The 25,190-nt window shown below is 63.3% G+C and carries 20 protein-coding genes; 13 read left to right on the top strand and 7 right to left on the bottom strand.

Going from position 1 to position 25,190, the window contains the following annotated elements; genetic code table 11:
• Nucleotides 1–428 precede the first annotated feature (428 nt).
• Entirely contained in the window at nucleotides 429–1,358 is a 930-nt protein-coding gene (locus E5221_RS03880) for a malate dehydrogenase (protein ID WP_039614383.1), read from the top strand.
• Nucleotides 1,359–1,514: 156 nt separating this feature from the next.
• Here the strand turns inward: E5221_RS03880 and E5221_RS03885 are convergent, their stop codons facing one another.
• Together E5221_RS03885 and E5221_RS03890 are read right to left on the bottom strand one after the other, a co-directional pair.
• A complete protein-coding gene (locus tag E5221_RS03885; RefSeq protein ID WP_015268879.1) occupies nucleotides 1,515–2,336 on the bottom strand; it encodes an amino acid ABC transporter permease in 822 nt (273 codons plus the stop codon).
• Nucleotides 2,333–3,154, bottom strand: coding sequence for an ABC transporter substrate-binding protein (locus E5221_RS03890; protein WP_023663597.1), 822 nt, complete (start codon nucleotides 3,152–3,154; stop codon nucleotides 2,333–2,335). The genes E5221_RS03885 and E5221_RS03890 overlap by 4 nt, the downstream gene beginning before the upstream one ends.
• 118 nt (nucleotides 3,155–3,272) lie before the next feature.
• Between E5221_RS03890 and E5221_RS03895 the strand changes: the two genes are divergently transcribed.
• The 9 genes from E5221_RS03895 to E5221_RS03935 all read left to right on the top strand — a co-directional run bounded on the left by E5221_RS03895 (nucleotide 3,273) and on the right by E5221_RS03935 (nucleotide 13,010).
• Nucleotides 3,273–4,157 carry a homocysteine S-methyltransferase family protein gene (locus E5221_RS03895; RefSeq protein WP_247847723.1) on the top strand — a complete coding sequence of 295 codons (885 nt, stop codon included), beginning with the start codon at nucleotides 3,273–3,275 and terminating at the stop codon, nucleotides 4,155–4,157.
• A gap of 169 nt (nucleotides 4,158–4,326) precedes the next feature.
• The gene (locus E5221_RS03900; protein WP_023663595.1) at nucleotides 4,327–5,598 is read left to right on the top strand and encodes a cystathionine gamma-synthase family protein; all 1,272 of its coding nucleotides are present in this window, start codon (nucleotides 4,327–4,329) and stop codon (nucleotides 5,596–5,598) included.
• A gap of 200 nt (nucleotides 5,599–5,798) precedes the next feature.
• The gene (locus tag E5221_RS03905; RefSeq protein WP_003256305.1) at nucleotides 5,799–7,190 is read left to right on the top strand and encodes an amino acid permease; all 1,392 of its coding nucleotides are present in this window, start codon (nucleotides 5,799–5,801) and stop codon (nucleotides 7,188–7,190) included.
• 37 nt (nucleotides 7,191–7,227) lie between these two features.
• Nucleotides 7,228–8,112: a LysR substrate-binding domain-containing protein gene (locus E5221_RS03910; protein ID WP_013970803.1), complete on the top strand. Its 885-nt coding sequence runs from the start codon at nucleotides 7,228–7,230 to the stop codon at nucleotides 8,110–8,112.
• Nucleotides 8,113–8,135: 23 nt separating this feature from the next.
• On the top strand, nucleotides 8,136–9,524 hold the full coding sequence (locus E5221_RS03915) for a threonine synthase (protein ID WP_247846881.1): 1,389 nt from the start codon (nucleotides 8,136–8,138) through the stop codon (nucleotides 9,522–9,524).
• Complete coding sequence (locus E5221_RS03920; RefSeq protein WP_015268886.1) at nucleotides 9,521–9,958, top strand: Lrp/AsnC family transcriptional regulator; 438 nt, start codon at nucleotides 9,521–9,523, stop codon at nucleotides 9,956–9,958. The genes E5221_RS03915 and E5221_RS03920 overlap by 4 nt, the downstream gene beginning before the upstream one ends.
• 209 nt (nucleotides 9,959–10,167) lie before the next feature.
• Complete coding sequence (locus tag E5221_RS03925; protein WP_247846882.1) at nucleotides 10,168–11,211, top strand: homoserine dehydrogenase; 1,044 nt, start codon at nucleotides 10,168–10,170, stop codon at nucleotides 11,209–11,211.
• A gap of 12 nt (nucleotides 11,212–11,223) precedes the next feature.
• Entirely contained in the window at nucleotides 11,224–12,642 is a 1,419-nt protein-coding gene (locus E5221_RS03930) for an aldehyde dehydrogenase family protein (RefSeq protein ID WP_247846883.1), read from the top strand.
• Nucleotides 12,643–12,686: 44 nt separating this feature from the next.
• Nucleotides 12,687–13,010, top strand: a complete 324-nt coding sequence (locus E5221_RS03935; protein ID WP_049866930.1) for a RidA family protein — start codon at nucleotides 12,687–12,689, stop codon at nucleotides 13,008–13,010.
• A 23-nt stretch (nucleotides 13,011–13,033) separates the two neighbouring features.
• Here the strand turns inward: E5221_RS03935 and E5221_RS03940 are convergent, their stop codons facing one another.
• The 3 genes from E5221_RS03940 to E5221_RS03950 form a co-directional block, all read right to left on the bottom strand.
• Nucleotides 13,034–13,987: an arsenic resistance protein gene (locus tag E5221_RS03940; RefSeq protein WP_247846884.1), complete on the bottom strand. Its 954-nt coding sequence runs from the start codon at nucleotides 13,985–13,987 to the stop codon at nucleotides 13,034–13,036.
• A gap of 281 nt (nucleotides 13,988–14,268) precedes the next feature.
• The gene (glyA, locus tag E5221_RS03945) at nucleotides 14,269–15,522 is read right to left on the bottom strand and encodes a serine hydroxymethyltransferase (RefSeq protein WP_003256308.1); all 1,254 of its coding nucleotides are present in this window, start codon (nucleotides 15,520–15,522) and stop codon (nucleotides 14,269–14,271) included.
• A gap of 341 nt (nucleotides 15,523–15,863) precedes the next feature.
• Entirely contained in the window at nucleotides 15,864–19,694 is a 3,831-nt protein-coding gene (locus tag E5221_RS03950) for a bifunctional diguanylate cyclase/phosphodiesterase (RefSeq protein WP_247846885.1), read from the bottom strand.
• Nucleotides 19,695–19,942: 248 nt separating this feature from the next.
• On the opposite strand from E5221_RS03950, the gene E5221_RS03955 reads away from it, so the two are divergent.
• The 3 genes from E5221_RS03955 to gdhA all read left to right on the top strand — a co-directional run bounded on the left by E5221_RS03955 (nucleotide 19,943) and on the right by gdhA (nucleotide 23,960).
• Nucleotides 19,943–20,344, top strand: coding sequence for a hypothetical protein (locus E5221_RS03955; RefSeq protein ID WP_024086234.1), 402 nt, complete (start codon nucleotides 19,943–19,945; stop codon nucleotides 20,342–20,344).
• A 292-nt stretch (nucleotides 20,345–20,636) separates the two neighbouring features.
• Nucleotides 20,637–22,304 carry an energy-dependent translational throttle protein EttA gene (gene ettA, locus E5221_RS03960; RefSeq protein WP_015268893.1) on the top strand — a complete coding sequence of 556 codons (1,668 nt, stop codon included), beginning with the start codon at nucleotides 20,637–20,639 and terminating at the stop codon, nucleotides 22,302–22,304.
• A 315-nt stretch (nucleotides 22,305–22,619) separates the two neighbouring features.
• Nucleotides 22,620–23,960: an NADP-specific glutamate dehydrogenase gene (gene gdhA, locus E5221_RS03965; protein ID WP_015268894.1), complete on the top strand. Its 1,341-nt coding sequence runs from the start codon at nucleotides 22,620–22,622 to the stop codon at nucleotides 23,958–23,960.
• Between the two features lie 122 nt (nucleotides 23,961–24,082).
• Here gdhA and E5221_RS03970 read toward each other — a convergent pair whose 3' ends face one another.
• Both E5221_RS03970 and E5221_RS03975 read right to left on the bottom strand, forming a co-directional pair.
• Nucleotides 24,083–24,580, bottom strand: coding sequence for a GreA/GreB family elongation factor (locus E5221_RS03970; RefSeq protein WP_123085689.1), 498 nt, complete (start codon nucleotides 24,578–24,580; stop codon nucleotides 24,083–24,085).
• Nucleotides 24,581–24,647: 67 nt separating this feature from the next.
• Nucleotides 24,648–25,004, bottom strand: coding sequence for a hypothetical protein (locus E5221_RS03975; RefSeq protein WP_013970815.1), 357 nt, complete (start codon nucleotides 25,002–25,004; stop codon nucleotides 24,648–24,650).
• Nucleotides 25,005–25,190: the final 186 nt, after the last annotated feature.

Below are 25,190 nucleotides of genomic sequence, written 5' to 3' on the forward strand. Positions count from 1 at the left end.
GCGGCTTTAGCCGCGAATACCGGCGCAGCCGGTGCCAGGCAACGCGTTGGATTCTTCGCGGTTAAAGCCGCTCCCACAGGTACTGCACTGCACTCGAAGGTGGCGCGGTCCTTGTGGGAGCGGCTTTAGCCGCGAATACCGGCGCAGCCGGTGCCAGGCAACGCGTTGGATTCTTCGCGGTTAAAGCCGCTCCCACAGGTACTGCACTGCACTCGAAGGTGGCGCGGTCCTTGTGGGAGCGGCTTTAGCCGCGAACACCGGCGCAGCCGGTGCCAGGCAACGCGTTGGATTCTTCGCGGTTAAAGCCGCTCCCACGGGGTACGCGTACCGCTTCCATTTGCCTTTGTGTGGTCTTTTCGCCTCAGCAGGCGATACTTCTCTGTATTGCAGGCGTGTTCCTGGTGGCGCGCGCCGCTGGGAGGTGTCGTGTGAACAAACTGACAATCGTGGGTGCCGGCATGGTCGGCGAGGCGGCGGCGCAGATCATCGCTCGGGAAGAGTTGTGCCGTGAGCTGGTGTTGATGGATGTGCAGGGCGAGATGGCGCAAGGCAAGGCGCTGGATGTGTGGCAGGCGGCAGTCGAGTCGGGTTCCGATACCCGGGTTCACGGCGGGGCAAAGGCTGAAATGCTGGACGGCTCTGAACTGGTGGTCATCACCGCAGGCGTGCCGCGCAAGCCGGGGCAGTCGCGTCAGGATGTACTGAGTATCAACCTGCCAATCCTCGACGGCATCATGGCCGACATCAAGCTGCATGCACCAACTGCGACCGTGCTGGTGGTGTCGAACCCGGTCGATGTGCTCACCTATCGCGCCTGGAGCCTGAGCGGGCAGGGGCGCACCAAGGTGTTCGGCCAGGCGGGGGTGCTGGATACCGCACGCATGAAGTGTTTCATCGCCGAGCAGACCGGGTTCTCTGCCCGGGATATCACGGCGCTGGTGCTGGGCGGGCATGGCGACAGCATGGTGCCGCTGATGCGCTACTGCCAGATCGGTTCGGTGCCGTTGTCGCACTTCCTGTCCAGTGAGCAGATCGAGCAGATCGTCGAGCGCACCCGCAAGGGTGGTGGCGAGATCCTGGGGCTGAAGAAGCTGGGCAGCGCCTGCGATGCGCCGGGCGTGGCGATTGCGCAGATGGTCGATGCGATCGCCAACGGGCGAAACCGCATCTTGCCGGCTGTGGCGATCCTGGAAGGCGAGTACGGGCGCACGGATATTGCCATGGGTGTGCCCTGTGTACTGGCAGAGGAGGGGCTGGCGCGGGTGATCGAGTTGCCGCTGGATGCGCAGGAGCAGGCGATGTTTGACCAATCGGCTGATCAGGTGGCGCGGGATATTGCTGAAATGAAGGCGCTGTAACGCTGTGGGAGTGGCTTTAGCCGCGAAGAATCCAACGCGGTGCATGGCACCGGCTGCGCCGGTGTTCGCGGCTAAAGCCGCTCCCACAATGTCCCTGCTAATTCAATGAGTTTACGTGCAGTTCAATAAGGGGGGGCTGCCAACCCAGCCTGGCCCCTAGCGCTGGTAAGCCTTGCCAAAATGCCGCTCCAGCCGCGCCTGCACCAGCTCGAGCAGGATCGACAGCACCCAGTAGATCACCGCCGCCGTGGTCAGCATCTCCAGGTATCGATAGCTCGACCGCCCGTACGACTGCGCCAGGAACATCACCTCCCATACCCCCATCACCGATATCAGCGATGAATCCTTCAGCATCGAGATGAACTGGTTGGCCGTAGGCGGAATGATCACCCGCATGGCCTGGGGCAGGACGATATGCCAGAAGATCTGCGGCGTGCGCATGCCCAGCGCCAGTGCCGCTTCACGTTGCCCGCGCGCGACGCCGAGGATGCCGGCGCGGAAGATTTCGCTCAGGTAGGCACCGTAGTTCAGCGACAAGGCGATGATGCCGGCGCTGATGGCGCCCGGTACCAGGCCCAGCTGTGGCAGCCCCAGGTAGATCAGCAGAATCTGGATCAGCAGGGGTGTGCCGCGGAAGAACGAGGTGTAGAAGCTGGCGACACCCACCAGCACCGCGCTGTTCGACAACCGCGCCAGCGCGGCGGCGAAGCCGAACAGCACCGACACCAGCATCGAGCACAGGCACAGGAACAGGGTCAGTGCCGCGCCTTGCAGAAAGCCGTTGGGCCCCAGCTTGAACCCGGCGAGGTTCGGAAACTTCTCCAGGATGATCGAGAACTTCAGATCGAAACTGAGGAAAAACGCAACGAACAGGCCAAACAGCGCCAGCCAGGTCAGCAGCAGCCGGGTGCGAAAACCGAACAGGCCGGCACCCGTGGGCTTGGCCACGGGCTTGGGGGAGGAGGGGAAGGTGCTCATTTGCTGATATCGGCGCCAATCCATTTCTGCGACAGCTTGGCCAGGGTGCCGTCAGCCTTCAACTCGGCAAACACCTGGCGCACCTTGGCATCCCACTCGGGGTCGCCTTTCTCGATGGCCACCGAGTTCGGCTCTTCATACAGCGGGGCACCTGCCAGCTTGAAGCGCTTGTCCTGGTCCAGGCGCGGCTGCGCGGTCACCAGGTTGGTGAGGATGGCGTCCAGGCGTACGCCGGCACCCAGGCCAAGGTCCTGGAAGGCGACGTTGTCGGTGTCGTAGGGCGCGATCTGCACGAAATCGAAGGGGTATTCGAGCTTCTTGTCTTCGTCGCCTTCGATCACCAGGTTCTTGTTCAGGTAGCTCTCGTAGCTCGATGCACTGGTCAGGCCTACCTTGCGGCCTTCCAGGTCCTTGGCGCCATGGATGCGCTCATCCTTGGCGTTGACCACGATCACCGCAGGCGATGCGTAGTACTCCACCGGGAAGTCGAACACTTCGGCGCGGGCCTTGCTCGGGGTCATCGAGCAGATGCAGATGTCGTAGCGGCCGCTCCAGCGGCCTGCGGCGATCACGTCCCACGAAGGGGTTTCCAGGCGCAGCTTGACGCCGAGCTTGTCCGCCACGGCCTTGGCCACATCCACGTCGAAACCGTCCAGCTGGTTCTGGTCATTGAGGAAGGAAAACGGTGGGTAGCTTTCCATCAGGACGTTGACCAGTTCCTTGCGCGATTCAACCCGCTCCAGCGTGGCACCGGCAAAGGCCTGGGAAGCAGTTGCGAGCAGCACAAGGCCCGCACCGAGCACAGTAGAAAATCGCATGGACATACCTGAAATGTTGGCCAATTATAGGAAGCGGTATTTAATAGTTATAAATGTCACCTACATAATGAATTTTATTCATAAGCACCTTTAGAGTAGTTATATGAAACAGCGAGCGATGGTAATTCTCGACGGTGGCATGGGCCGTGAGCTGCAGCGCAGTGGGGCGCCGTTTCGTCAGCCCGAGTGGTCGGCGCTGGCGCTGAGCGAGGCACCGGAAGCGGTGGTTCGTGTGCACGCAGCGTTCATCGCTGCCGGTGCCCAGGTCATTACCAGCAACAGCTATGCGGTGGTGCCGTTCCACATCGGCGAAGAGCGTTTTGCAAAGGAAGGCCGACAACTGGCCAATATCGCAGGCCAGCTGGCGCGGCATGCCGCCGATGCCGCAGCACACCCGGTCAAGGTGGCGGGCTCGCTGCCGCCGCTGTTCGGCTCCTATCGCCCGGACCTGTTCCAGCCCGAGCGCGTCGAGGAGGTGCTGGTCCCGTTGCTGCAGGGCCTGGCCCCGCATGTTGACTTGTGGCTGGCCGAAACCCAGAGCTCGGTTGCCGAGGTGCGAGCCATTCACGGCCAATTGCCGGCAGACGGCAGGCCGTTCTGGGTGTCGTTCACCCTGCAGGACGAAGAAGTCGACGAGGTGCCACGCCTGCGTTCCGGCGAGCCGGTGGCCGATGCCATCGAAGCCGTGGTCGGCCTGGGCGCGGCGGCCGTGCTGTTCAACTGCAGCCAGCCCGAGGTCATTGGCGCTGCACTGGATGTAGCGCGCTCGGTAATCGAACGACACAACGCCGACATCGCCATTGGCGCCTATGCCAACGCCTTCCCGCCACAGCCAAAGGAAGCCACCGCCAACGACGGCCTGGATGAGCTGCGCGAAGACCTTGACCCGCCGGGTTACCTGGCATGGGCCAGCGACTGGCGTGAACGGGGTGCCAGCATGATCGGTGGCTGCTGTGGCATTGGCCCGGAGCATATCGCCGAGCTGAAACGCAACCTGGCGTAAAGCCTTGAAGGGGCAGGGCGGCTTCCGCACCCGCTCGGCCCCAGCCATTAAAAAAAACGTTACTCAGACCCGGATTCCATCGTTTTTCAGTCCCCCCGCCATGCCCCTATAGTCCGCTGAAAGCCGATGCCGAATCGGTGTACACAACTCAGCGGTGCGGGAACCGGATATGAACAAGAACGAGAAATTCGAGGGCAATGCAGCGGCCGGTATCGGTACGCGTGTGGTGTGGAGCGGGGAGCAGGTTCAGCACCCGTACAACGCTACCCAGACCCCGATCGTGGTCAGTGCCGCCTACGGCTACAACGACATCGATGCTTGGTACGACGTGGCGCAGGGCAAGTTGCCCGGCTACATCTACAGCCGCATGAGCAACCCGACAGTCGCAACGCTGGAAGCGAAGCTCTGCGAGCTGGAACAGTCCGAATCGGCGGTGGCATTCAGCAGCGGCATGGCTGCCATCAGTGCCGTGCTGCATACCTTCCTCTCAAGCGGCAAGCGTGTGGTATCGACCCGCGACAGTTACGGCGGTACCAACAAGATCTTCGAAGAGTTCCTGCCGCGCATGGGCGTGCAGGTCTGCCTGTGCGACACCCTCGACACCGAAGCGCTGGAGCGCGAGATCGCCGCGGGTTGCGACCTGCTGTATCTGGAAACCCCTACCAACCCCACCCTCAAGGTACTGGACATCCAGCGCCTGAGCGCTGCCGCCCGGAAGGCTGGCGCCGTGGTGGTGGCCGACAACACCTTCGCCACCCCGCTGAACCAGAACCCGCTGGCCCTGGGCGTGGATGTGGTGGTGCACAGTGCCACCAAGTTCCTGTCCGGGCACGGTGATGTACTGGGCGGGGTAGTGTGCGGTGCCGAGTCGTTGATGGCCCAGGTGCGCCACTACCGCGAGATCAACGGTGCGGCGCTGGACCCGTTTTCCGCCTACCTGATCATCCGCGGTATCAAGACCCTGGCCCTGCGCCTGCGTCAGCAACAGACCAGTGCCCAGGCCCTGGCGCATTACCTGACTACCGAACCGCTGGTCGAAGCGGTCAACTACCCGGGGTTGCCCCAGCACCCGGGCCATGAGATTGCCAAAGCGCAGATGCGTGGCTTCGGCGCCATTGTCAGCTTCGTGCTCAAAGGTGGCATGCCCACCGTGGCGCGGCTGCTGCCGCGCCTGAAGTACGCCCATCGGGCGGGCAACCTGGGCGCGGTAGAAACCATCTACGGCCCGGCGCGTACAACCAGCCATGTGGAAAACACCCTCGAAGAACGGCTGGCCCTGGGCATTTCCGAAGGGCTGGTGCGCATTTCGGTGGGCATCGAGGACACCGAGGACCTGCTGGCAGACCTGGCACAGGCCTGTGCATCGGTGCGCCAGGAGTTGGCCGCAGCAAAGGAATTGCACGGTGACGAAGACACCTGCCTGGCCGAAGTACAGGCCTGAGGCAAGCGTGTAGCACCCGCTCCTTGCGGTGGGTGCCACTTCATGAAGTCGAACAAAAACAATATGCAAGGCAATTCGCTTCGCTCTGCCAAGACGAGGTCGTTGCAACGTCCTTGCCCGCCAACTTTCATGAGTAAACCACAATGTCCCTGCAGACAACGACAACGAGAAATGCTTCGACGCATAGCTTCAAGCAGGATATGCAAACCCGCCATATCGTCATGCTGGCGCTGGGCGGTGTCATCGGTACCGGCCTGTTCCTGACGTCGGGCTACACCGTCAACCAGGCGGGCCCGCTGGGGGCGGTCATCGCCTATATCCTCGGCGCGATCATGGTCTACCTGGTGATGATGTGTCTGGGCGAACTGGCGGTACACATGCCGGAAGTCGGCTCGTTCAGCAGTTACGCCACGCGCTACCTCGGGCCGGGAACAGGCTACATGGTGGCCTGGATGTACTGGCTGACCTGGACCGTGGCCATCGGCTCGGAATTCACCGCCGCCGGTATCCTGATGGTGCGCTGGTTCCCCGATACGCCGGTGTGGATATGGAGTGCGCTGTTCGGGTTTGCGGTGTTCATCAGCAATATCATTTCGGTGCGGTCGTTTGCCGAAACCGAATTCTGGTTGTCACTGATCAAGGTGCTGGCGGTGATTGCCTTCCTGGTGGTGGGCGGCGGCGCGATTCTGGGCGTTTTCGAAATTACCCAGGCGCACAGTGTCGGGCTGGGCAACTTCACCCGCGAGGGGCTGTTCCCTACGGGCTTCTGGTCGATTGCCATGACCCTGCTGGCGGTGGCCTTCGCGTTCTCGGGTACCGAGTTGATCGGCATCGCCGCCGGCGAAACCCGCGACCCGGAAAAGAACGTACCCAAGGCCATCCGCACCACGGTCCTGCGCCTGGCACTGTTCTTCGTCGGTACCATCTTCGTGCTGGCAACCTTGTTGCCACGTGAACAGGCAGGGTTGGTTGAAAGCCCGTTCGTGATGGTGTTTGCCATGATCGGTATCCCCTATGCCGCAGACATCATGAACTTCGTCATCATCACTGCGTTGCTGTCGGCAGCCAATTCCGGGCTCTATGCTGCGGCGCGCATGCTGTGGACCCTCAGCGACCAAGGCAACATGCCCCGCCGGTACGCGGCGCTGTCGCGTCGTGGCACGCCGTTCAATGCCATCGTCCTGAGCATGGCCGGTGGCATGGCATCGCTGCTGAGCAGTGTGTTTGCCCCCGACACCATCTACCTGGCGCTGGTGTCCATTTCCGGGTTGGCGGTGGTGGTGGTGTGGATCAGCATCGCGGCCAGCCAGATGGCGTTCCGTCGCCATTACATCGCCAATGGCGGCAAGCTCGAAGACCTCAAGTTCCGCGTGCGCGGCTACCCGTTCGTGCCGCTGGCGGCCATCTTCTGCTGCGTGCTGGCCTGCGTCGGCATTGCCTTCGACCCGGCACAGCGCGTGGCCCTGTACTTTGGTCTTCCATTTATCGCCTGGTGTTACCTGGCCTACTGGCTGACCCGCAAGTACCGCGACCGTCGCCCGCTGCAACCGGAAGCCTTGGCAACAGGTTCCGAGGCCGCCAGAGCAGGGTGATACTAGGGCACCGGAACGTTGCCACGAGAAACCGCCGATGACCCAGAAAACCCTGCCCCCCTTGAACTGGCTCAGAGCCTTCGAAGTGTCGGCGCGTTACCTGAACTTCACCCATGCAGCCGAGGAACTGCACCTCACCCAAGGGGCCGTGAGCCAGCAGATCCGCCACCTGGAGAGCCAGTTGGGGGTGGCGCTGTTCAAGCGCCTGCCCCGGGGGCTGGGGTTGACCGAAGAAGGCCAGTCCTACCTGCCGGTGGTGCAGGATGCGATAAGCCGCCTGGCGGTAGGCACCAATGAAATTTTCGGGCAACGCCAGCGTCGGCCCCTGAAAGTGCGCGGCAGCCTGTCGTTCCTGCATTTCTGGCTGGCGCCCCGCCTGGCCGATTTTCGCCGTTCGCACCCACAGGTGGACATCCGCTACATCAGCAACCTGTGGGTCAAGGAACTGGATGCAGAGGATGACCTGGAAATCCGCTGGGGCAGCGGCCAGTGGGCTGGCGTGGAGGCGCAGCGCCTGACCCGCGACCTGCTGGTGCCAGTCTGCTCGCCTGCGCTGATTGCCGGCTCCCCGCTACGCGAGCCGCGGGACCTGGCCCGCGTCCCTTTGCTGCATGTGCTGGGTTACGAGGAGGGGTGGGGTTACTGGCTGGAGCGGGTAGGCGCCGATCAGGTCGATTCTTCCAGCGGCCTGCAGTTCGACACCCTGGTGGCGACCTTGCGCATGGCGGAACTGGGGCTTGGGGTGGCACTGGCGCGCTCGTCGCTGGTCGAGGACTTGCTGCAGGAGGGGCGTCTGGTGGCGCCTTTTGCGCAGCGCATCGAGGCGAGCGAGTCGTTTTACCTGGTACGTGGCCTGGGTGAGGCGTTGTCCACGGATGCCCAAGCCTTCAGCCACTGGTTGGTGGCGATGGCCCACCGTTAATCAAATATTTACCTGGAGCACCGATGCAGTACACATCCACGCGCGGCAACGAGACACGGGTTGATTTCCGCACGGCGCTGCTTTCCGGGCTGGCCGACGATGGCGGGCTGTACGTGCCGACTGCGGTGCCGACGTTCAGTCAGCAGGATATTGCCAGTTGGTCGTGGTTGCCGTTCGACGAACTGGCCTGGCGGGTAATGGCGCCGTTTGTCGGCGACACGCTCGATGAGCCGACCCTGAGGGCGCTGGTAAGCGACAGCTACCGCGGCTTCAAGCACCGTGGCATCGCACCGTTGCAGCAGATTGGCCATAACGAATGGATCCTGCAGCTGTTTCACGGGCCTACCCGTTCCTCCAAGGATTTCGCCGCGCAATTGCAGGCGCGGCTCATCCGCCATTTCCTGGGCCCCGATTGCGAACGGGTCATGCTGGTCGGTGCCAGCAACGGCGATACGGCGGTGGCCGCTATCGAAGCCTTGCGGCATTGCCCTACGGCACGCTTGCTGGCGCTTTACCCCAGTGCCGGGACACCGGCCGACCGGGCGGCGGTGATGCGCAGTGTCGCTTCCGAAAGCGTGAGCTGCGTGGCCGTGGACGGCAGCTTCGATGACTGCCAGTCACTGGTGTCGGCGCTGCTGCGTGCATGGCCGTGCCCCGGGCTGATTCCCGTGAGCTTCAACTCGACCAACTGGGTCGGCGTGCTGGCGCAGATCGTGTTCTATTTCCACGCGGCGCTTCAGCTGGGTGGGGGGATTCGGCCGGTGGGTTTCAGCATCCCCACGGCCAGTTTTGCCGAGATCTACGCGGGGTTCATTGCCCAGAAAATGGGCCTGCCAATCAACCAGATCATTGTTTCCACCAACCGCAACGATGCCTTGCACCGGTTCATCCACTGCAATCGCTACAGCCGTGGTTCCACCAGCCAGACCTTGTCGCCGGTCATGGACTTTTCGCTGTTCTCCAACCTGGAACGTTTCGTCTGGGAGCTGTATGACCGCGATGGTGGGGCGACCCGGGCACTGATGGAGCATTTCGAGGATTGTGGCGAGCTGAGCATCGGCAACCGCCAGTGGCTGCACGCGCGCATGCTGTTCGACTCCTATGCCGTGGATGACGCGCTGATTCGCGAAGAAATCGTCACGCTGTTCCAGGAAACCGGCTGCGCAGTAGACCCACACGCTGCCACCGGGGCATTCGCCGGGCGCCTGCACCGGCGCAACATTGGTGCGCCGATCGTCACGCTGGGCCAGTTTGCCCCGGAAAAGTCTGCCGGGTTGCTGGCGGAGCTTGGGGCCTGGCATGGCGAGGTGCCGGCCTGTGGTCTTGGCAGCGCGGGCAGTGGGCCGCTGCTGGCGCCAGAGGACCTGGCGGGGGTTCATGAGATATTGGCCCGGTTGCAGGCAGGACGATGAAGCGCATCCTCGACCCCCTGGACGAGCGAATTCTCGCCGAACTCACCGCCAATGCACGCATTGCCCATGCCGAACTGGGGCTCAAGGTGAACCTGTCGCGTAATGCGGTACGCCAGCGCATCGAGCGCCTGGAGCGTGACGGGGCCATCCAGGGCTATACCCTGCGTATCGGAGAGGGGCGACGACCGACCTCGCTGATCAACGCGGTCATCTTCGTCTACCGCTACGACCGCATGCGCGGAGAGGCTGTGCTCGATGCGTTGCGTCAGATCCCCGAGGTGATCCAGTGTGAAGTGCTCAGCGGCGAATTCGACCTGCTGCTGCGCGTCGAGGCTTCCAGCCCGGAACGGGTGCACCATGTATGGAAGGAGATTGCCGCCATGCCAGGGGTCGAGAACACCGTGACATCGTTCGTCCTGGCCACGGTGATCTGAGACGCGCGCTTGCCGTTTGGTAACCCTCGCTACAACAACGCCGCCCGGGTTTGCGCCCTGGCGGCGTTTTGCATTCCGGCGGCGCTCGGGCGTGCATCGGCTACTGGTCAGATTGGCCAGTAAATACAGCGGATTGCCATATTCAACTGGCATTGCACGGCTCTTACGCTTGTCCCCATCGACCAACCGCCTGGAAAGGACAGCGAACCATGACCGAATACAAAATTGCACTTGTTGGCTTTGGCGGTGTGAACCGTGCCCTGGCCCAACTGATCGCCGAACGCAATGCGCGCTGGCAGCAAGAGCTGGGCTTTGGCCTGAAGATCGTTGGCGTCACCGACCTGTTCCTGGGTTCGGCAATCGACCGCAACGGCCTGGATGCGGCCACGCTGGCTGCTCTGCCTGCTCAGAAGGGGGCGCTGGCGCAGATCCCGCAAGGTTCGGCTGAAGCGTTCAACGAATCGGTGATCAAGCAGTCCGGCGCCGACATCATCGCCGAGGCCACATTCACCAACCCCAAGGACGGTGAACCGGCGGCAACCTTCTGCCGTTGGGCGCTGGAAGCTGGCAAGCACGTGGTCACTACCAACAAGGGGCCGATCGCCTTGCATGCTGCGGCGCTGAAGGCCCTGGCCAAGGCCAATGGTGTGTCGTTCGAGTACGAAGGCGCGGTCATGAGTGGTACGCCGGTGCTGCGCATGGCGCGCCAGACGTTGGCCGGCGCAGGCCTGGTGGGGTTCGAGGGCATCCTCAACGGCACCTCCAACTATGTGCTGACGCGTATGGAAGAGGGGCTCGGTTTTGCCGATGCAGTGGCCCAGGCGCAAGCACTTGGCTATGCCGAGGCGGACCCGAGCGCCGATGTGGAGGGGTATGACGTACGCCTGAAAGTGGTGATCCTTGCCAACGAGCTGCTCGGCGCTTGCTTGCAGGTGAGTGATGTGACCTGCACCGGGATCAGCAGCCTCGATAGCGCTGCTATCCAGCAAGCGCAGGCGGCGGGCCAGCGCTGGAAACTGATCGGCAGTGCCAGCCGTGAAACCGATGGTTCGGTGCGTGCCAGCGTCGAAGCGCGCCTGTTGCCCGGCAACCACCCTCTGGCGGGTATTTCCGGTGCCACCAATGCGGTTGCGTTCAACACCGAATTGCTGGGCGCTGTAACCGTGTCCGGCCCGGGTGCGGGGCGTGTCGAAACGGCATTCGCCCTGTTGTCGGATATCGTCGCCATCCACACTGCTGGCCGCTCGGCCTGAGGAGCAACCTTCATGAGCCTGACTTCCGTGTCCCGGGTAGCCGTCCAGCAACCCGCCTTGATCGATGTCTACAGCCCGTTCGACGGTAACCTGGTCGGCAGCGTCGCCAACCTTGCTGCCGATGCCGTGCCAGGTCTGCTCGTGCGTGCTCGGCAGGGCGTGCACGAAAGTGCTGCGCTGCCTCGGCACCGTCGCGCGAGCATCCTGGAGCAGGCGGCCCGGCTGATTGAGCGCGATGCAGCCGATTTTGCCGGCCTGATTGTCGACGAAGCGGGCAAGACCCTGCGTCAGGCCGAGAAGGAGGTGAAACGCTGCATCAACACGCTCAAGCTGTCTGCCGAGGAAGCGCGGCGCAATGCCGGCGAGGTGGTGCCGTTCGATGCCTACGAAGGCTCCGAATCGCGTCAGGGCTGGTTCACACGCGAGCCGCTGGGGCTGATCCTGGCCATCACGCCGTACAACGACCCGCTCAACCTGGTGGCGCACAAGTTGGGGCCAGCGATTGCCGGGGGCAATGCGGTCATTCTCAAACCCTCGGAGCTGGCCCCGCTTTCTGCCTTGAAGCTGGTGCAGTACCTGGTTGACGCGGGGCTGCCAGAGGCCGTCGTCACCGTGGCCACTGGCGGTGCCGAACTGGGCAAGGCCCTGGTGGCTGTGCGTGAAGTGCGGATGATTTCCTTCACAGGCGGCTTCGCCACGGGCGAACAGATTGCCCGGGGGGCGGGCCTGAAAAAACTGGCCATGGACCTGGGTGGCAACGCCCCGGTGCTGGTACTGAAGGACTGCGACCTCGAGGCCACTGTCGAGTCTTGTGTATCTGGCGCGTTCTGGGCAGCCGGGCAGAACTGCATCGGCACCCAGCGCATCCTGGTGGACGCTTCGATCTATGAGGCGTTCCGCCAGCGCTTCGTTGCCTTGACCCAGGCGATGGTGGTGGGTGATCCTGGCCTGCGCGAAACCGACATGGGGCCGATGATCACCGAAGGCTCGGCCCGGCAGATTGAAGAGCGCGTGAACCAGGCCCTTCAAGGCGGCGCTCGCCTGCTCTGTGGCCACAAGCGCCAGGGGGCGACCTATTCGCCGACGGTGCTGGAGGGTGTTGACCACGCCAGCCGGCTGTGGCGTGAAGAGGTGTTCGCACCGGTGGTGATGCTGGTGCCCTTCGAGGATATCGAGCAGGCCATAGCGCTGGCCAATGCCCCGGAGTACAGCTTGCACGCTGGTGTGTTTACCCGAGACCTGTCCTTGGCGTTGAGCCTGGCGCGGCGTATCGAGGCGGGCGGCGTGATGATCAACGACTCGTCCGACTACCGCTTCGATGCCATGCCATTCGGTGGCTCGAAATATGGAAGCCTTGGTCGCGAGGGGGTGCGGTTCGCCTACGAGGACATGACCCAGCCCAAAGTCGTCTGCCTCAACCAGATGGGCTAATAGGAGGAATCTTGATGATCGAACGGTATGGACAAGGCGAACGGATGTCGCTGGCGGTGAGCTACAGGGGCCTGTTCGAAACGGCTGGCGTGGTCGCGGACGACCTGCAGCAGGATGTGCAGGGGCAGTTGCGCCAGGCGTTGAGTACGATCGATGGGCTGATGGCTGAGGCCAACGTCGGCAAGGAACATTTGACCCGGGTTCAGTTATGGATTGCCGACTACAGCCACTTCGACCTGGTCAATGAGGTGTACGACGCCTGGTTGCAGGGTTGTCCGAAACCAGTACGGGCTTGCGTAGGCGCAGACTTGGGAGAGGGTTACCTGGTCGAGGTACAGGTGTTTGCCGTGTGCCCTGAGCGCTCCTGACCCAAAGCGGCTGACGCCCCGGGTCAGCGCACAAACCGGGGTATCGCCTTTACGTAGACCAGTTCGCCTAGGAGTTCCACCAATGTCTGCGTAATCACAGCTGCCGCCGCCAAACCGCGCATGTCTTCCGGCAACGCCAGCGCCAGCGGCAGCACTACCAGAGAGTTGCGCGTGGCGGCGCTGAAGGTTACCGAGCGTGTCTCGGTCACCGGCAAGCGCAGCAAGCGCGCCGCAACGAACCCGAGCACTGGCGCCAGCAGCACGAAGCCGATGTACACCGGAATCACCGGCAGCAAACGGTCGAAATCACGCAGTACCACGGCAATCTGCGAGGCGATGACCACCACCAGCACCAGAGCCATGGCCGGTACCGGCATCCACGCCCAGGCGTCGTTCCAGGTCGAGACCGTGCGTGAGCGACGGGCGCCGGCGCTGGTGAGTACAGCGAGGACCATCGGCAGCACGATCAGTAGCACGAAGGCTTCCACGAACGGGGTGATGGAAATGGCGACGCTGCTGTTGTCACCCAGCATCAGGGCCAGGTAGAGCGGCAGCATTGCCAGTTGTACCAACAGCAGCACAGGGGTGGCGGCCAGGGTCAGGCGGGAGTCGCCTTTGCCGATGTGGGTGAAAACCACCACGTAATCGATGCACGGTGTCAGCAACACCAGCAGCGCGCCGATGAGGATCGCCGGGTGCTCGACCAGCCCGCGGGTGATGGCCCATACCAGTAGCGGCACGAGGACGAAGTTGGCCAGCAGCAGGGCGGAAGTGAAGCGGCGGTTGCCCAGACCCTGGCGCAAGTCGAGGAAGGGGATCTGCAGGAACATCGCGTACATCAGCACGGCGATGGCGGGGGTGACCAGCGCCTCCAGGAGCTTTGCAGTGTCGCTGGTCAGCAGGCCGAACGTGACGGCGGCGAGCACGGCGACGAAATAGATCGGGACCTGGTGGGTTTCGAGTTGCTCTCTGGTCAAGGTATGGCCTGTGCTTGCGGGTATCAAAGGGGCACAGGGTAATACGCGCTACCAGCAGGGTGTCGCGTTTTTTTGTAGGAGCGGCCTTGTGTCGCGAAAGGGGCGCATAGCGGCCCCACGATTGCAGCTTCGCCACCGTGATAACCGGGACCGCTTTGCGGTCCTTTCGCGACACAAGGCCGCTCCTACCTGGATCGCGACAGTGCTTGAAAATTGCTTATGGCTCGACAACGAAAAAGCCCGGCACTAGGCCGGGCTTTTTCCTGTCAGGCAATCGCCAATCAGTTGCCGTAAACCGGCAGCTTCTTGCAGATGGCCTTGACCTTCTCACGCACGGCGTCGATAACCGCTTCGTTGTTCAGGTCAGCCAGGATGTCGCAGATCCAGCCAGCCAGCTCGCGGCACTCGGCTTCCTTGAAACCACGGGTGGTAACGGCTGGGGTGCCGAAACGCAGGCCCGAGGTGACGAACGGGGAACGTGGGTCGTTCGGTACCGAGTTCTTGTTGACGGTGATGAAGGCTTTGCCCAGGGCGGCGTCAGCGTCCTTGCCGGAGATTTCCTGCTTGATCAGCGACAGCAGGAACAGGTGGTTCTGGGTGCCACCGGAAACCACGTCGAAACCACGCTCGATGAACACGCTGGCCATGGCCTGGGCGTTCTTCACGACCTGCTGCTGGTAAGCCTTGAACTCAGGCTGCAGGGCTTCCTTGAAGCAGATGGCCTTGGCAGCAATGACGTGCTCCAGCGGGCCACCCTGGGCGCCAGGGAAGACGGCGGAGTTCAGCTTCTTCTCGATCTCTTCGTTCTTGCGAGCGAGGATCAGGCCGCCGCGCGGGCCGCGCAGGGTCTTGTGGGTGGTGGTGGTGACCACGTCGGCGAACGGAACTGGGTTCGGGTACACGCCAGCGGCAACCAGGCCGGCAACGTGGGCCATGTCGACGAACAGGTAGGCACCGACCTTGTCGGCGATGGCGCGGAAGCGGGCGAAGTCCAGAACCTGCGAGTAGGCCGAGAAGCCGGCAACGATCATCTTCGGCTTGTGCTCGACAGCCAGGCGCTCGACTTCGTCGTAGTCGATCAGGCCGTTGCTGTCGATGCCGTACTGGATGGCGTTGTACAGCTTGCCCGAGGAGCTTACCGAAGCACCGTGGGTCAGGTGGCCACCGTGGGCCAGGCTCATGCCCAGGATGGTGTCACCGGCCGACAGCAGGGCCAGGTAGACGGCGGCGTTGGCCTGGGAGCCGGCGTGCGGCTGGACGTTGGCGTAGTCGGCGCCGAACAGTTCCTTGGCACGGTCGATGGCCAGCTGCTCGACGACGTCGACGTACTCGCAACCACCGTAGTAGCGCTTGCCTGGGTAGCCTTCGGCGTACTTGTTGGTCAGGACCGAGCCCTGGGCCTCCATGACTGCCGGGCTGGTGTAGTTTTCCGAAGCGATCAGCTCGATATGCTCTTCCTGGCGCAGAGCTTCTTGCTGCATGGCTTCGAAGAGCTCGGCGTCGTACTTGGCAATGGTCAAATCACGGCTGAACATGGCGGTCCTCAAGGATCGGGGTGAATTGGGGGGGCATTCTAACCGATTGATCCGCGGCTGGCATATGAAGTGGCATCAAGTCGCGGACCAATGGGCTTCACGTTGCATCCCGCGCCGTTTCTGGGCTGGGCGGGAACTGGAGTTGACTCGAAGGTCCGTTTTTACAGGTGCGCTTCTCAGGCCGGGCGCGGTCCCTGTAGGAGCGGCCTTGTGTCGCGAAAGGGGCGCGCAGCGGCCCCGCGATTGCAGCGTTGCCGCCGAAATTGTCGGGACCGCGTTGCGGTCCTTTCGCGACACAAGGCCGCTCCTACAGAGTCCGCGCACGCCAGGAGGCGTCGGGGTCAATGGAACATGAAGAGCTTCTCGTTGGCGAACTGCGCCTCGAACTGATGCGCCGGCATCGGCCGCCCGAACAGGTAACCCTGCACCTCGTCGCAACCATGCTCGCGCAGGAACTCCAGCTGCTCGTGGGTCTCCACCCCTTCGGCGATCACCGCCAGGTTGAGGCTGTGGGCCATGGCGATGATCGCCCGGGCAATCTGCGCATCCTGTTCGCCTTCGGGCAGGCCGTCGACGAAGGTGCGGTCGATCTTCAACACGTCGATCGGGAACTGCTTGAGGTAGTTCAGCGACGAATAACCGGTGCCGAAGTCGTCCACCGCGATGCTCAGGCCGAGGTTTTTCAGGCTGGCGAGAATCTGCATGGCTTCGTTCACTTCGCGCATCAGGATGCTTTCGGTCAGCTCCAGCTCCAGGCACGCCGGTGGCAGGCCGGTTTCTTCCAGAATGGTGGCGATGCGCGTGCCCAGCTGGCCGTCGGAGAACTGCCGCGCCGAGATGTTCACCGACACCTTGGGCACGCGCACCTTGGCCTTGTGCCAGGCCTTGAGCTGGCGGCTGGCCTCGCGCAGCACCCAGTCGCCCACGTCCACCACCAGGCCCAGTTCTTCGATCACCGGGATGAAGTCGCCCGGCGGGACCAGGCCGCGGGTCGGGTGGCGCCAGCGCAGCAGGGCTTCGGCGCCGGTCAGGCGCTTGCCGTCGCCACTGAACTGCGGCTGGTAGTAGAGGATGAACTCGTTCTGCTCCATGGCATGGCGCAGGTCGCTCTCCAGCTCCAGGCGTTCCAGGGCGCTGGCGTTCATCTCCGCCTGGTAGAACTGGAAGTTGTTCTTGCCGCGCTCCTTGGCGTGATACATGGCGGTGTCGGCGTTTTTCATCAGCTGGCTCAGCTCGCTGCCGTCCTGCGGGCTGAGGGCGATGCCGATACTTGCGGTAACGAAGAACTCGCGGTTTTCCAGCACGAACGGCCGCACCAGGCTGCCGAGGATGTTCTCGGCCACGTGGATGGCGCGGTTGAGTGCCATCTCGCGGGTAGCGCGCGGTTGCAGCAGCAGGGTGAACTCGTCGCCGCCCATGCGCGCCACGGTGTCGTCGTTGTCCACACAGGCCAGCAGGCGCTGGGCCATGTCCTTGAGCATGCGGTCGCCGGCAGCGTGGCCGAGGGAGTCGTTGATCGGCTTGAAGCGGTCCAGGTCGAGGAACATCAGCACCACCCAGGCCTTTTGCCGCTCGGCCTGCTGCAGGGCGTTGTACAGACGGTCCTGGAACAACGTGCGGTTGGGCAGGTGGGTGAGGGCGTCGTAGTAGGCCAGGCGGTGGATGCGCTGTTCGCTGGCCTTGCGCTCGCTGATGTCGGTGAAGAAACACACGTAGCTGGCCAGGTCGCCTTCGTCATCCAGCACTGCGGTAATGCCGACCCAGGCCGGGTAGTGGTCGCCGTCGCGGCGCTTGAGCCACATTTCGCCCTCCCAGCTGCCGCGCTGGTAAAGCTGCTTCACTACGTAGCGCAGGTGGCCTTCCTGCTGCTCGTCGACGGTAAGCATGCCCGGCAACTGGTCGAGCACCTCGCTGACGGCGTAGCCACTGACGCGGCTGAACGCTTCGTTGGCCTGGACGATATAGCCCGCCGGGTCGGTGATGAGGATGGCCGAAGTGGAGTGCTCGAATACCGTCGCGGCCATGCGCAGGTCTTTCTCGGCACGGCGTTGCTGGCTGATGTCGCGGCCAACCCCGAGCACGCCTTCGAAGCGCTCTTCATCGTCCCACACCAGCACCAGGCGCAGTTCGATGGGGATCTTGCGGCCATCGGCGCGCAGGCAGTCGAAAAGGAACAGCTGGGTGGGCAGTTGGTTGCGTAGCTGGGCCAGCTGGGCCGGGTCGCCCATGGCCTTGCTGACGCGCTCCATCAGGCTATAGATGCCGGTGAGCTGGGACGGGTTGGCGATAATCGACTGCCAGCCGTTGGCGAAGATCCAGTCGGCCTGGTAGCCCAGCACGCTTTGCACCGAGGGGCTTACGTAGTTGAGCTGGAGCAGGTTGTCGGTGGAGAAGATCACGTCGCTGATGCTTTCGGCGAGCATGCGGTAGCGCTGCTCGCTGTCGCGCAGCGACTGGCTGGCCTCGATCTGCACCGTCACGTCCTTACCCACGCCGATGATGCGTGTCACCAGGCCGTCGGCGTCACGGGTCAGCACTTGTTCGCGGATGTCGTAGCAGCGCCAGCCGCCATCGCGGTGGCGGAAACGCAGCTGGCAGTGCAGCGGCTGGTCATGGCCGCTGTCGCGCTGTTGCTGGCGCAGCGCCTGGTAGTGCGTGGCATCCTCGGGGTGCAGCAGCAGCTCCCAGAAGCGCTCGCCCATATGCGCCAGCTCGGTACGGTCGTAGCCCAAGGTCTGGCCGAGGTGGCGGTTGCTGAAGATCATGCGCTGGCTGAGCACGTCCTGCACATACAACTGGTCGGGCACGGTGCGCACCACGTCCGACCAGAAGCTCTCGCGCTCCAGCAGCGACAGCTCCACCTGCTTGCGGCTGGTGATGTCGCTGATGCTGAGGATGACCGCCTGGTAGTCGCGGCGCTGCTGCGGCAGGCGGGCCATCAGCCACAGGTGCAGCTCGCCACCCAGCGGCGCCGGCAGGCGCACCTCCAGCTCCAGCAGCGGGCGCTGCTCGATCAGCGCGTCGATCAGTTGCATGCCGATGCTGTCGCGGCCATCGCCAGTGCCATCGATCAGGCGCTGCCAGGCACCTTCGTGGCTGTCGATGTTCAACAGTTGGCGGGCCACCTGGTTGATCTCGGTGATCTTCAGCTCCAGCAGCAGCGAGCGGCGCAGGTTGGGGTCCAGGGCCAGGCTGTGTTTGAGCGCGGCACGGTTGCGCAGGTGGTAACGGTCGAGTTGGCCGGGCAGGCTGGACAGGTCGAGCACACACAAGGCCACGCCGGTGCCTTCGAAGATTTCCTGATAGCGCCGGCGGTCGTCCTGCAGCGCCCGTTGGCGGCGGCGCATGTTGACCAGGGCCAGCATCGGCAGCAGGGCGCAGAACAGCACCAGCAGGCATTTGCCGAGCAGCGCCGGCAGCAGCTTCTGTTGGGCCAGCTTGGCGTCGAACAGGCCGCGCAACTGCCAGGTACTGTTGTCGATGAAAGCCAGCATCACGCTTTGCAGCGGTTCGTTGCTGGTAACGGCCGGCGCATGGCTTTGCAGTACCTCGCCGTTGCGGCTGTTTTCCAACAGCCACAGCGGGTGGCCCGCACCATCCAGGTGGAGGGTGAGGGTGCGGTAGTAGTCCGGCGACAGGCGCAGCAGCCAGTAGCCGCGGCCTTGTTCGGTGGCCTGGCGTAGCAATAGGTAGACGGTGCGGTTGTCGCCCGAATTGGTGAAGAAGTACGGGCTGCCCTGGTTCAGCCTCAGCAGCTCGTCAAGCAAATGGCGGTCGGGGCTGCCGGCCAGGCTGTCGGCCTGCACCTGCCCGGTAGCGTCCAGCCAGGCCATGCTCTGCAGGGCCGGCAGGCGCTCGCGAAGGGTGCCCAGCAGGCTGGGCTGGGCCGAGGGCGTCGGCGCCTTGACGTAGGGCTGCACCACATTCACGGCCTGTTGCGCCTTGAGGGCCATGTTCAGGCTCAGGTGGTCGGCCAGTTCGGCGGTGGCGTCCAGGCTCTGTTTGCGCAGGTCGGCCTGGGTATGGTTGAACTGGGCGAACAGCTGCCACAGCAGCAGGCCCAGCAGGATCAGGGCCAGCAGCGCCAGTGCACCCTTGATCGACCCGCGCAGCGAGGCCACGGGCGCCTGTGGCGCGGAACGCAATGTCGACGGATGAGTAAGATTGGTCAAGCGTTGATCCTGCGATTGGGCTGGCGATGGCAGGGATGGATCATGCACGGTGTGTGCCGGTGTCTGGTTGCCAGACCGCGGTGGCGCACTATAAGGCCGGACACCCGAAACGGGCTAGCATGCCTAGGATTATGGCAAAGTGCCAGCCGATGTGACCGGTGGTGCCTGCCCGGTGGTTCGGCAAGCCCCTGCAACCTGTGCGAGAATAGCGCCCGCTTCAAATGACAACGCATCGGAGATGTTCGGTTTTGGTTACTCACTTTTCCTCCAATGGCCTCGATTCCGCCTGCGGGCGCAGCAGTCAGACCCTTGTCAGCACTGCCGTGACCGAGGACGTATCCTGCAAGTCTTGCCAGCGTTCGCTGAGCAAACCCGAGGCGGCAGCTGTCGCCAAGAGCAAGAGCCCATCGCTGGCTGAACTGCGCAAGACCGCCAAGGCGGCAGTTGAGCCGGCTGTTACCGTGGCCGAGGTCAAGCCGGCGGCCAAGGTTGTCAGCGTGCCTGCGGCCGCCAAACCGGCCAAAGCTGCCGAGCAGCAGCCGGCTCGTAGCGGTGGCTTCAGCGTGAAGTCCGCCTGGGCCGCGCGCCTGGCCGAGCAGGGCGACCGTTGCCGCTTGCCGCGGGGCAAGGCCAAGCAGCGTCACGTCTGAGTCATCTGCAGCTGTACCGGCCTTTTCGCGGCTAAAGCCGCTCCCACAGGGATTATCACTGCCTTCGAGAACTGTGCAGTACCTGTGGGAGCGGCTTTAGCCGCGAAGAGGCCAGCACAGGCAATAGATTCTCCCCGGTCCTACCCCCCCACCATCCGCCCCTCCTATGCAACGCCGCGCGTTGGCGTAGAATGGTCGACTTTGTTCAATGACACCCCGTAAATACATCCCCCTGGCCAGCGCGCCGGGGCGATCGTCGATGTCTTTACCTATCTGATTAGAGGGCTTGGTTTTGGCTCAATACGTCTACACCATGCATCGGCTGAGCAAGGTCGTGCCGCCGAAGCGGGAAATTCTCAAGAACATTTCCCTGTCGTTCTTCCCGGGCGCCAAGATCGGCGTGCTCGGCCTGAACGGCGCGGGTAAATCGACCCTGCTGCGGATCATGGCGGGCGTCGACAAGGAATTCGACGGCGAAGCCCGTCCGATGCCCGACATCAACGTTGGCTACCTGCCACAGGAACCGCAACTGGACCCGAACAAGTCGGTGCGCGAAGTGGTCGAGGAAGCGGTCAGCGTGATCAAGGACGCCCAGGCACGCCTGGACGAGGTCTATGCTGCCTACGCCGAACCGGATGCCGACTTCGACAAGCTGGCCGCCGAGCAGGCCAAGCTGGAAGCCATCCTGCAGGCTGCTGACGGCCACAACCTGGAGCGCCAGCTGGACGTTGCCGCCGACGCCCTGCGTCTGCCGGCCTGGGATGCACGCATCGAGCACCTGTCCGGTGGTGAGAAGCGCCGCGTGGCCCTGTGCCGCCTGCTGCTGTCGGCCCCCGACATGCTGCTGCTGGACGAACCGACCAACCACCTGGACGCCGACTCGGTGGCCTGGCTGGAGCGCTTCCTGCACGACTTCCCGGGCACCGTGGTAGCCATTACCCACGACCGTTACTTCCTCGACAACGTCGCTGGCTGGATCCTGGAACTGGACCGCGGCGCCGGTATCCCGTACGAAGGCAACTACTCGGGCTGGCTGGAAGCCAAGTCCGAGCGTCTGGCGCAGGAATCCAAGCAGCAGAGCGCCCACGAAAAGGCCATGAAAGAGGAACTGGAATGGGTGCGCAAAGGCGCCAAGGCCCGCCAGTCCAAGTCCAAGGCACGTCTGCAGCGCTTTGAAGAAATGCAGTCGCAGGAATTCCAGAAGCGCAGCGAAACCAACGAGATCTACATCCCGGCCGGCCCGCGCCTGGGCGACAAGGTCATCGAGTTCAAGAACGTCACCAAGGGCTACGGCGACCGCGTGCTGATCGACAACCTGTCGTTCTCCATGCCTAAAGGCGCCATCGTCGGTGTGATCGGTGGTAACGGTGCCGGTAAGTCGACCCTGTTCCGCATGCTGATGGGCAAGGAACAGCCGGACTCGGGCAGCATCGAGATCGGTGAAACCGTGCAGCTGGCCTGCGTCGACCAGAGCCGTGAGGACCTGGACGGCGGCAAGACCGTGTTCCAGCAGGTTTCCGACGGCTCTGACATGATCCGCATCGGCAACTACGAGATCCCGTCGCGTACCTATGTGGGCCGCTTCAACTTCAAGGGTGGCGACCAGCAGAAGTTCGTCAAGGACCTGTCCGGTGGTGAGCGTGGCCGCCTGCACCTGGCCCTGACCTTGAAGGAGGGCGGTAACGTCCTGCTGCTCGACGAACCGTCCAACGACCTCGACGTCGAAACCCTGCGTTCGCTGGAAGAAGCCCTGCTGGACTTCCCGGGCGCGGCGATCGTGATCTCCCACGACCGTTGGTTCCTGGACCGTGTGGCTACCCACATCCTGGCGTACGAAGACGACTCGAACGTGGTGTTCTTCGAGGGTAACTACACCGAGTACGAAGCCGACCGCAAGAAGCGCCTGGGCGATGCTGCTGCCCAGCCGCACCGTGTACGGCACAAGAAGCTGGCCCAGTAAGCCGGTGTTCTGATGCACAAGAATGGGGCCCTTTGTGGCCCCATTTTTGTGCCTGGCTGGAAAGTGGTGCTGGCTTCTTCGCGGGTAAACCCGCTCCCACAGGGATGCCCATAGCTCTCGGGCTTGCGCAGCTCCTCTGTGGGAGCGGGTTTACCCGCGAAGAGGCCAACGCTGATAGCGAATTTGTATACACTTATAGAAAGCGCACCAAATAATTTCAAAAAAACGACATTTCGCCCTATTCCGGTGCGATTGCTTCTTGGTACATTCCTGAAAAAAACCAATAAGTCCAATCCTCTTGGTGAGATGTCTACCATGATCGAATCTGTCGACAATTTCCTCGCGCGCCTGAAGCAACGCGATCCGGCCCAACCTGAATTCCACCAGGCTGTGGAAGAAGTGCTGCGCAGCCTGTGGCCATTCCTCGAGGCCAACCCGCATTACCTGCAGGCCGGCATTCTGGAGCGCATGGTCGAGCCCGAGCGCGCCGTACTGTTCCGTGTGTCCTGGGTCGATGACCAGGGCAAGGTGCAGGTCAACCGCGGCTACCGCATCCAGATGAGCAGCGCCATCGGCCCGTACAAGGGCGGCCTGCGCTTCCACCCGTCGGTCAATCTGGGCGTGCTGAAGTTCCTGGCCTTCGAGCAGGTGTTCAAGAACTCTCTCACCTCGCTGCCCATGGGCGGCGGCAAAGGCGGCTCGGACTTCGACCCCAAAGGCAAGAGCGACGCCGAAGTCATGCGTTTCTGCCAGGCGTTCATGAGCGAGCTGTACCGCCACATTGGCGCTGACCTGGACGTCCCGGCCGGTGACATCGGCGTGGGTGCCCGCGAAATCGGCTTCATGTTCGGCCAGTACAAGCGCCTGGCCAACCAGTTCACTTCGGTGCTGACCGGCAAGGGCATGACCTACGGCGGCAGCCTGATCCGCCCGGAAGCCACCGGCTACGGCTGCGTGTACTTCGCCGAGGAAATGCTCAAGCGTCAGGACAAGCGTATCGATGGCTGCCGCGTGGCGATTTCCGGTTCGGGTAACGTGGCCCAGTATGCTGCGCGCAAGGTCATGGACCTGGGCGGCAAGGTGATTTCGCTGTCCGACTCCGAAGGCACCCTGTACGCCGAAGCTGGCCTGACCGATGCCCAGTGGGATGCGGTGATGGAGCTGAAGAACGTCAAGCGTGGCCGCATCAGCGAACTGGCCGCGCAGTTCGGCCTGGAGTTCCGCAAGGGCCAGACCCCGTGGAGCCTGCCGTGCGACATCGCCCTGCCGTGTGCCACGCAGAACGAACTGGACGCCGAAGACGCCCGCACCTTGCTGCGCAATGGCTGCATCTGCGTGGCCGAAGGCGCCAACATGCCGACTACCCTGGAGGCTGTGGATATCTTCCTGGAGGCCGGCATCCTGTACGCCCCGGGCAAGGCCTCCAACGCCGGCGGCGTGGCCGTGTCGGGCCTGGAGATGTCGCAGAACGCCATGCGCCTGCTGTGGACTGCCGGTGAGGTGGACAGCAAGCTGCACAACATCATGCAGTCGATTCACCATGCTTGCGTGCATTACGGTGAAGAGGCGGATGGCAGCATCAACTACGTCAAAGGTGCGAACATCGCGGGCTTCGTGAAAGTGGCTGATGCGATGCTGGCGCAGGGCGTCGTTTGATCTGAGGCCGTTGGGGCCGCTTTGCGGCCCTTTCGCGACACAAGGCCGCTCCCACAGGGAATTGCGTACTCCTGTGGGAGCGGCCTTGTGTCGCGATGGGCTGCAAAGCAGCCCCCAGGTCCTCAATCTTCACCAAAAACCTCAACCACTTCGATCACCTGCTCCCCCACTGGCCGCCGCCAGACCACTTCATCCCCAGGCCCCGCCCCGAGCAAAGCCCGCCCCAACGGCGAACCCCAGTTTATCAACCCCCGCCCGGCATCCGCCTCATCCTCGCCCACCAGACGCACCACATGTTCCTGGTCCTGCGCATCGACAAACCGCACCCGGCTGCCAATCTGCACCTTGCTGCGCGACGTCGCCGCCGGCACAACCTGGGCGCTTTGCACTCGCGCGCTGAAGTAGCGCAGGTCCCGTTCGGTATCCGCCAGCCGCTGCTTGTCGCCACGTTCACCTTGTGCCTGCAGTTCGCTGCGCAGGGCATTCAGCTCGGTCACGCGCTCCTGCAGCTGGCGCAGGCCACTGGCGGTCACGTAGTTGGGTTGTTCGCTGACCCGTCGCTCGACCGGCTGATCAGCCTGGGCGGCGGCCTGGTCTTCGTTGACGAATGCTCGGCTCATGCGTGGCCTCCTTTTGCAGGAGACCATCATCGCAGGCCGCCGGTTTCAAGGGATGTCCGTTTGCGACTCAGTTGTGGCGATAGGCGCGTGCGGCGTCGCGGTCCTTTTCCTGCTCCCAGTCGCGCTCGCGCTGGTCCCAGAAGCGCTCGTGGTACTGGCGCTGTTCTTCGCTGTTCTGCATGGCGTGGCACTGGCGAAAGCCGTCGTCCCACCCGCTTTCGTACTGGCGCTCGTGCAGGTAGCGCGGCACGTCCTTGCGAAAAGCGCCGACCATCAGCCCTGCCGCCTGTCGGCCGCTGCTGCAGCCGTCCTGGAAGCCATCGGCATAGGCGGGGGGATAACCCTGGTGGACCATCTGCTCGTGGGTGGTTTCGCAACCAGACAGCAACAACGCCATGCACACGCCGAACCAGTACCGCGACATAACCACAAAACCCTCCGGTTGATACTGGAAAGTCTAGGTGGCGATTTGTCGGGGAGCCGTTAAAACAGTGTCAAAGAGTCGGTTGGTTCACACTGCTCTGCTGACCTCACTGGCCCATTCGCGGGCACGCCCGCTCCCACAGGATCACCCCAGGATTCGAGGCCAGTGCAGTACCTGTGGGAGCGG

It is taken from the genome of Pseudomonas sp. A2 (genome assembly GCF_023100865.1).
Taxonomy (GTDB): domain Bacteria; phylum Pseudomonadota; class Gammaproteobacteria; order Pseudomonadales; family Pseudomonadaceae; genus Aquipseudomonas; species Aquipseudomonas asiatica.

Excerpts from the sequence above, each read along its gene's own strand:
- E5221_RS03885 (WP_015268879.1), bottom strand. The coding sequence starts at position 2,336 with ATGAGCACCTTCCCCTCCTCCCCCAAGCCCGTGGCCAAGCCCACGGGT.
- E5221_RS03890 (WP_023663597.1), bottom strand. The coding sequence starts at position 3,154 with ATGCGATTTTCTACTGTGCTCGGTGCGGGCCTTGTGCTGCTCGCAACT.
- E5221_RS03895 (WP_247847723.1), top strand. The coding sequence starts at position 3,273 with ATGGTAATTCTCGACGGTGGCATGGGCCGTGAGCTGCAGCGCAGTGGG.
- E5221_RS03900 (WP_023663595.1), top strand. The coding sequence starts at position 4,327 with ATGAACAAGAACGAGAAATTCGAGGGCAATGCAGCGGCCGGTATCGGT.
- E5221_RS03905 (WP_003256305.1), top strand. The coding sequence starts at position 5,799 with ATGCAAACCCGCCATATCGTCATGCTGGCGCTGGGCGGTGTCATCGGT.
- E5221_RS03910 (WP_013970803.1), top strand. The coding sequence starts at position 7,228 with ATGACCCAGAAAACCCTGCCCCCCTTGAACTGGCTCAGAGCCTTCGAA.
- E5221_RS03915 (WP_247846881.1), top strand. The coding sequence starts at position 8,136 with ATGCAGTACACATCCACGCGCGGCAACGAGACACGGGTTGATTTCCGC.
- E5221_RS03920 (WP_015268886.1), top strand. The coding sequence starts at position 9,521 with ATGAAGCGCATCCTCGACCCCCTGGACGAGCGAATTCTCGCCGAACTC.
- E5221_RS03925 (WP_247846882.1), top strand. The coding sequence starts at position 10,168 with ATGACCGAATACAAAATTGCACTTGTTGGCTTTGGCGGTGTGAACCGT.
- E5221_RS03930 (WP_247846883.1), top strand. The coding sequence starts at position 11,224 with ATGAGCCTGACTTCCGTGTCCCGGGTAGCCGTCCAGCAACCCGCCTTG.
- E5221_RS03935 (WP_049866930.1), top strand. The coding sequence starts at position 12,687 with ATGTCGCTGGCGGTGAGCTACAGGGGCCTGTTCGAAACGGCTGGCGTG.
- glyA (WP_003256308.1), bottom strand. The coding sequence starts at position 15,522 with ATGTTCAGCCGTGATTTGACCATTGCCAAGTACGACGCCGAGCTCTTC.
- gdhA (WP_015268894.1), top strand. The coding sequence starts at position 22,620 with ATGATCGAATCTGTCGACAATTTCCTCGCGCGCCTGAAGCAACGCGAT.
- E5221_RS03970 (WP_123085689.1), bottom strand. The coding sequence starts at position 24,580 with ATGAGCCGAGCATTCGTCAACGAAGACCAGGCCGCCGCCCAGGCTGAT.
- E5221_RS03975 (WP_013970815.1), bottom strand. The coding sequence starts at position 25,004 with ATGTCGCGGTACTGGTTCGGCGTGTGCATGGCGTTGTTGCTGTCTGGT.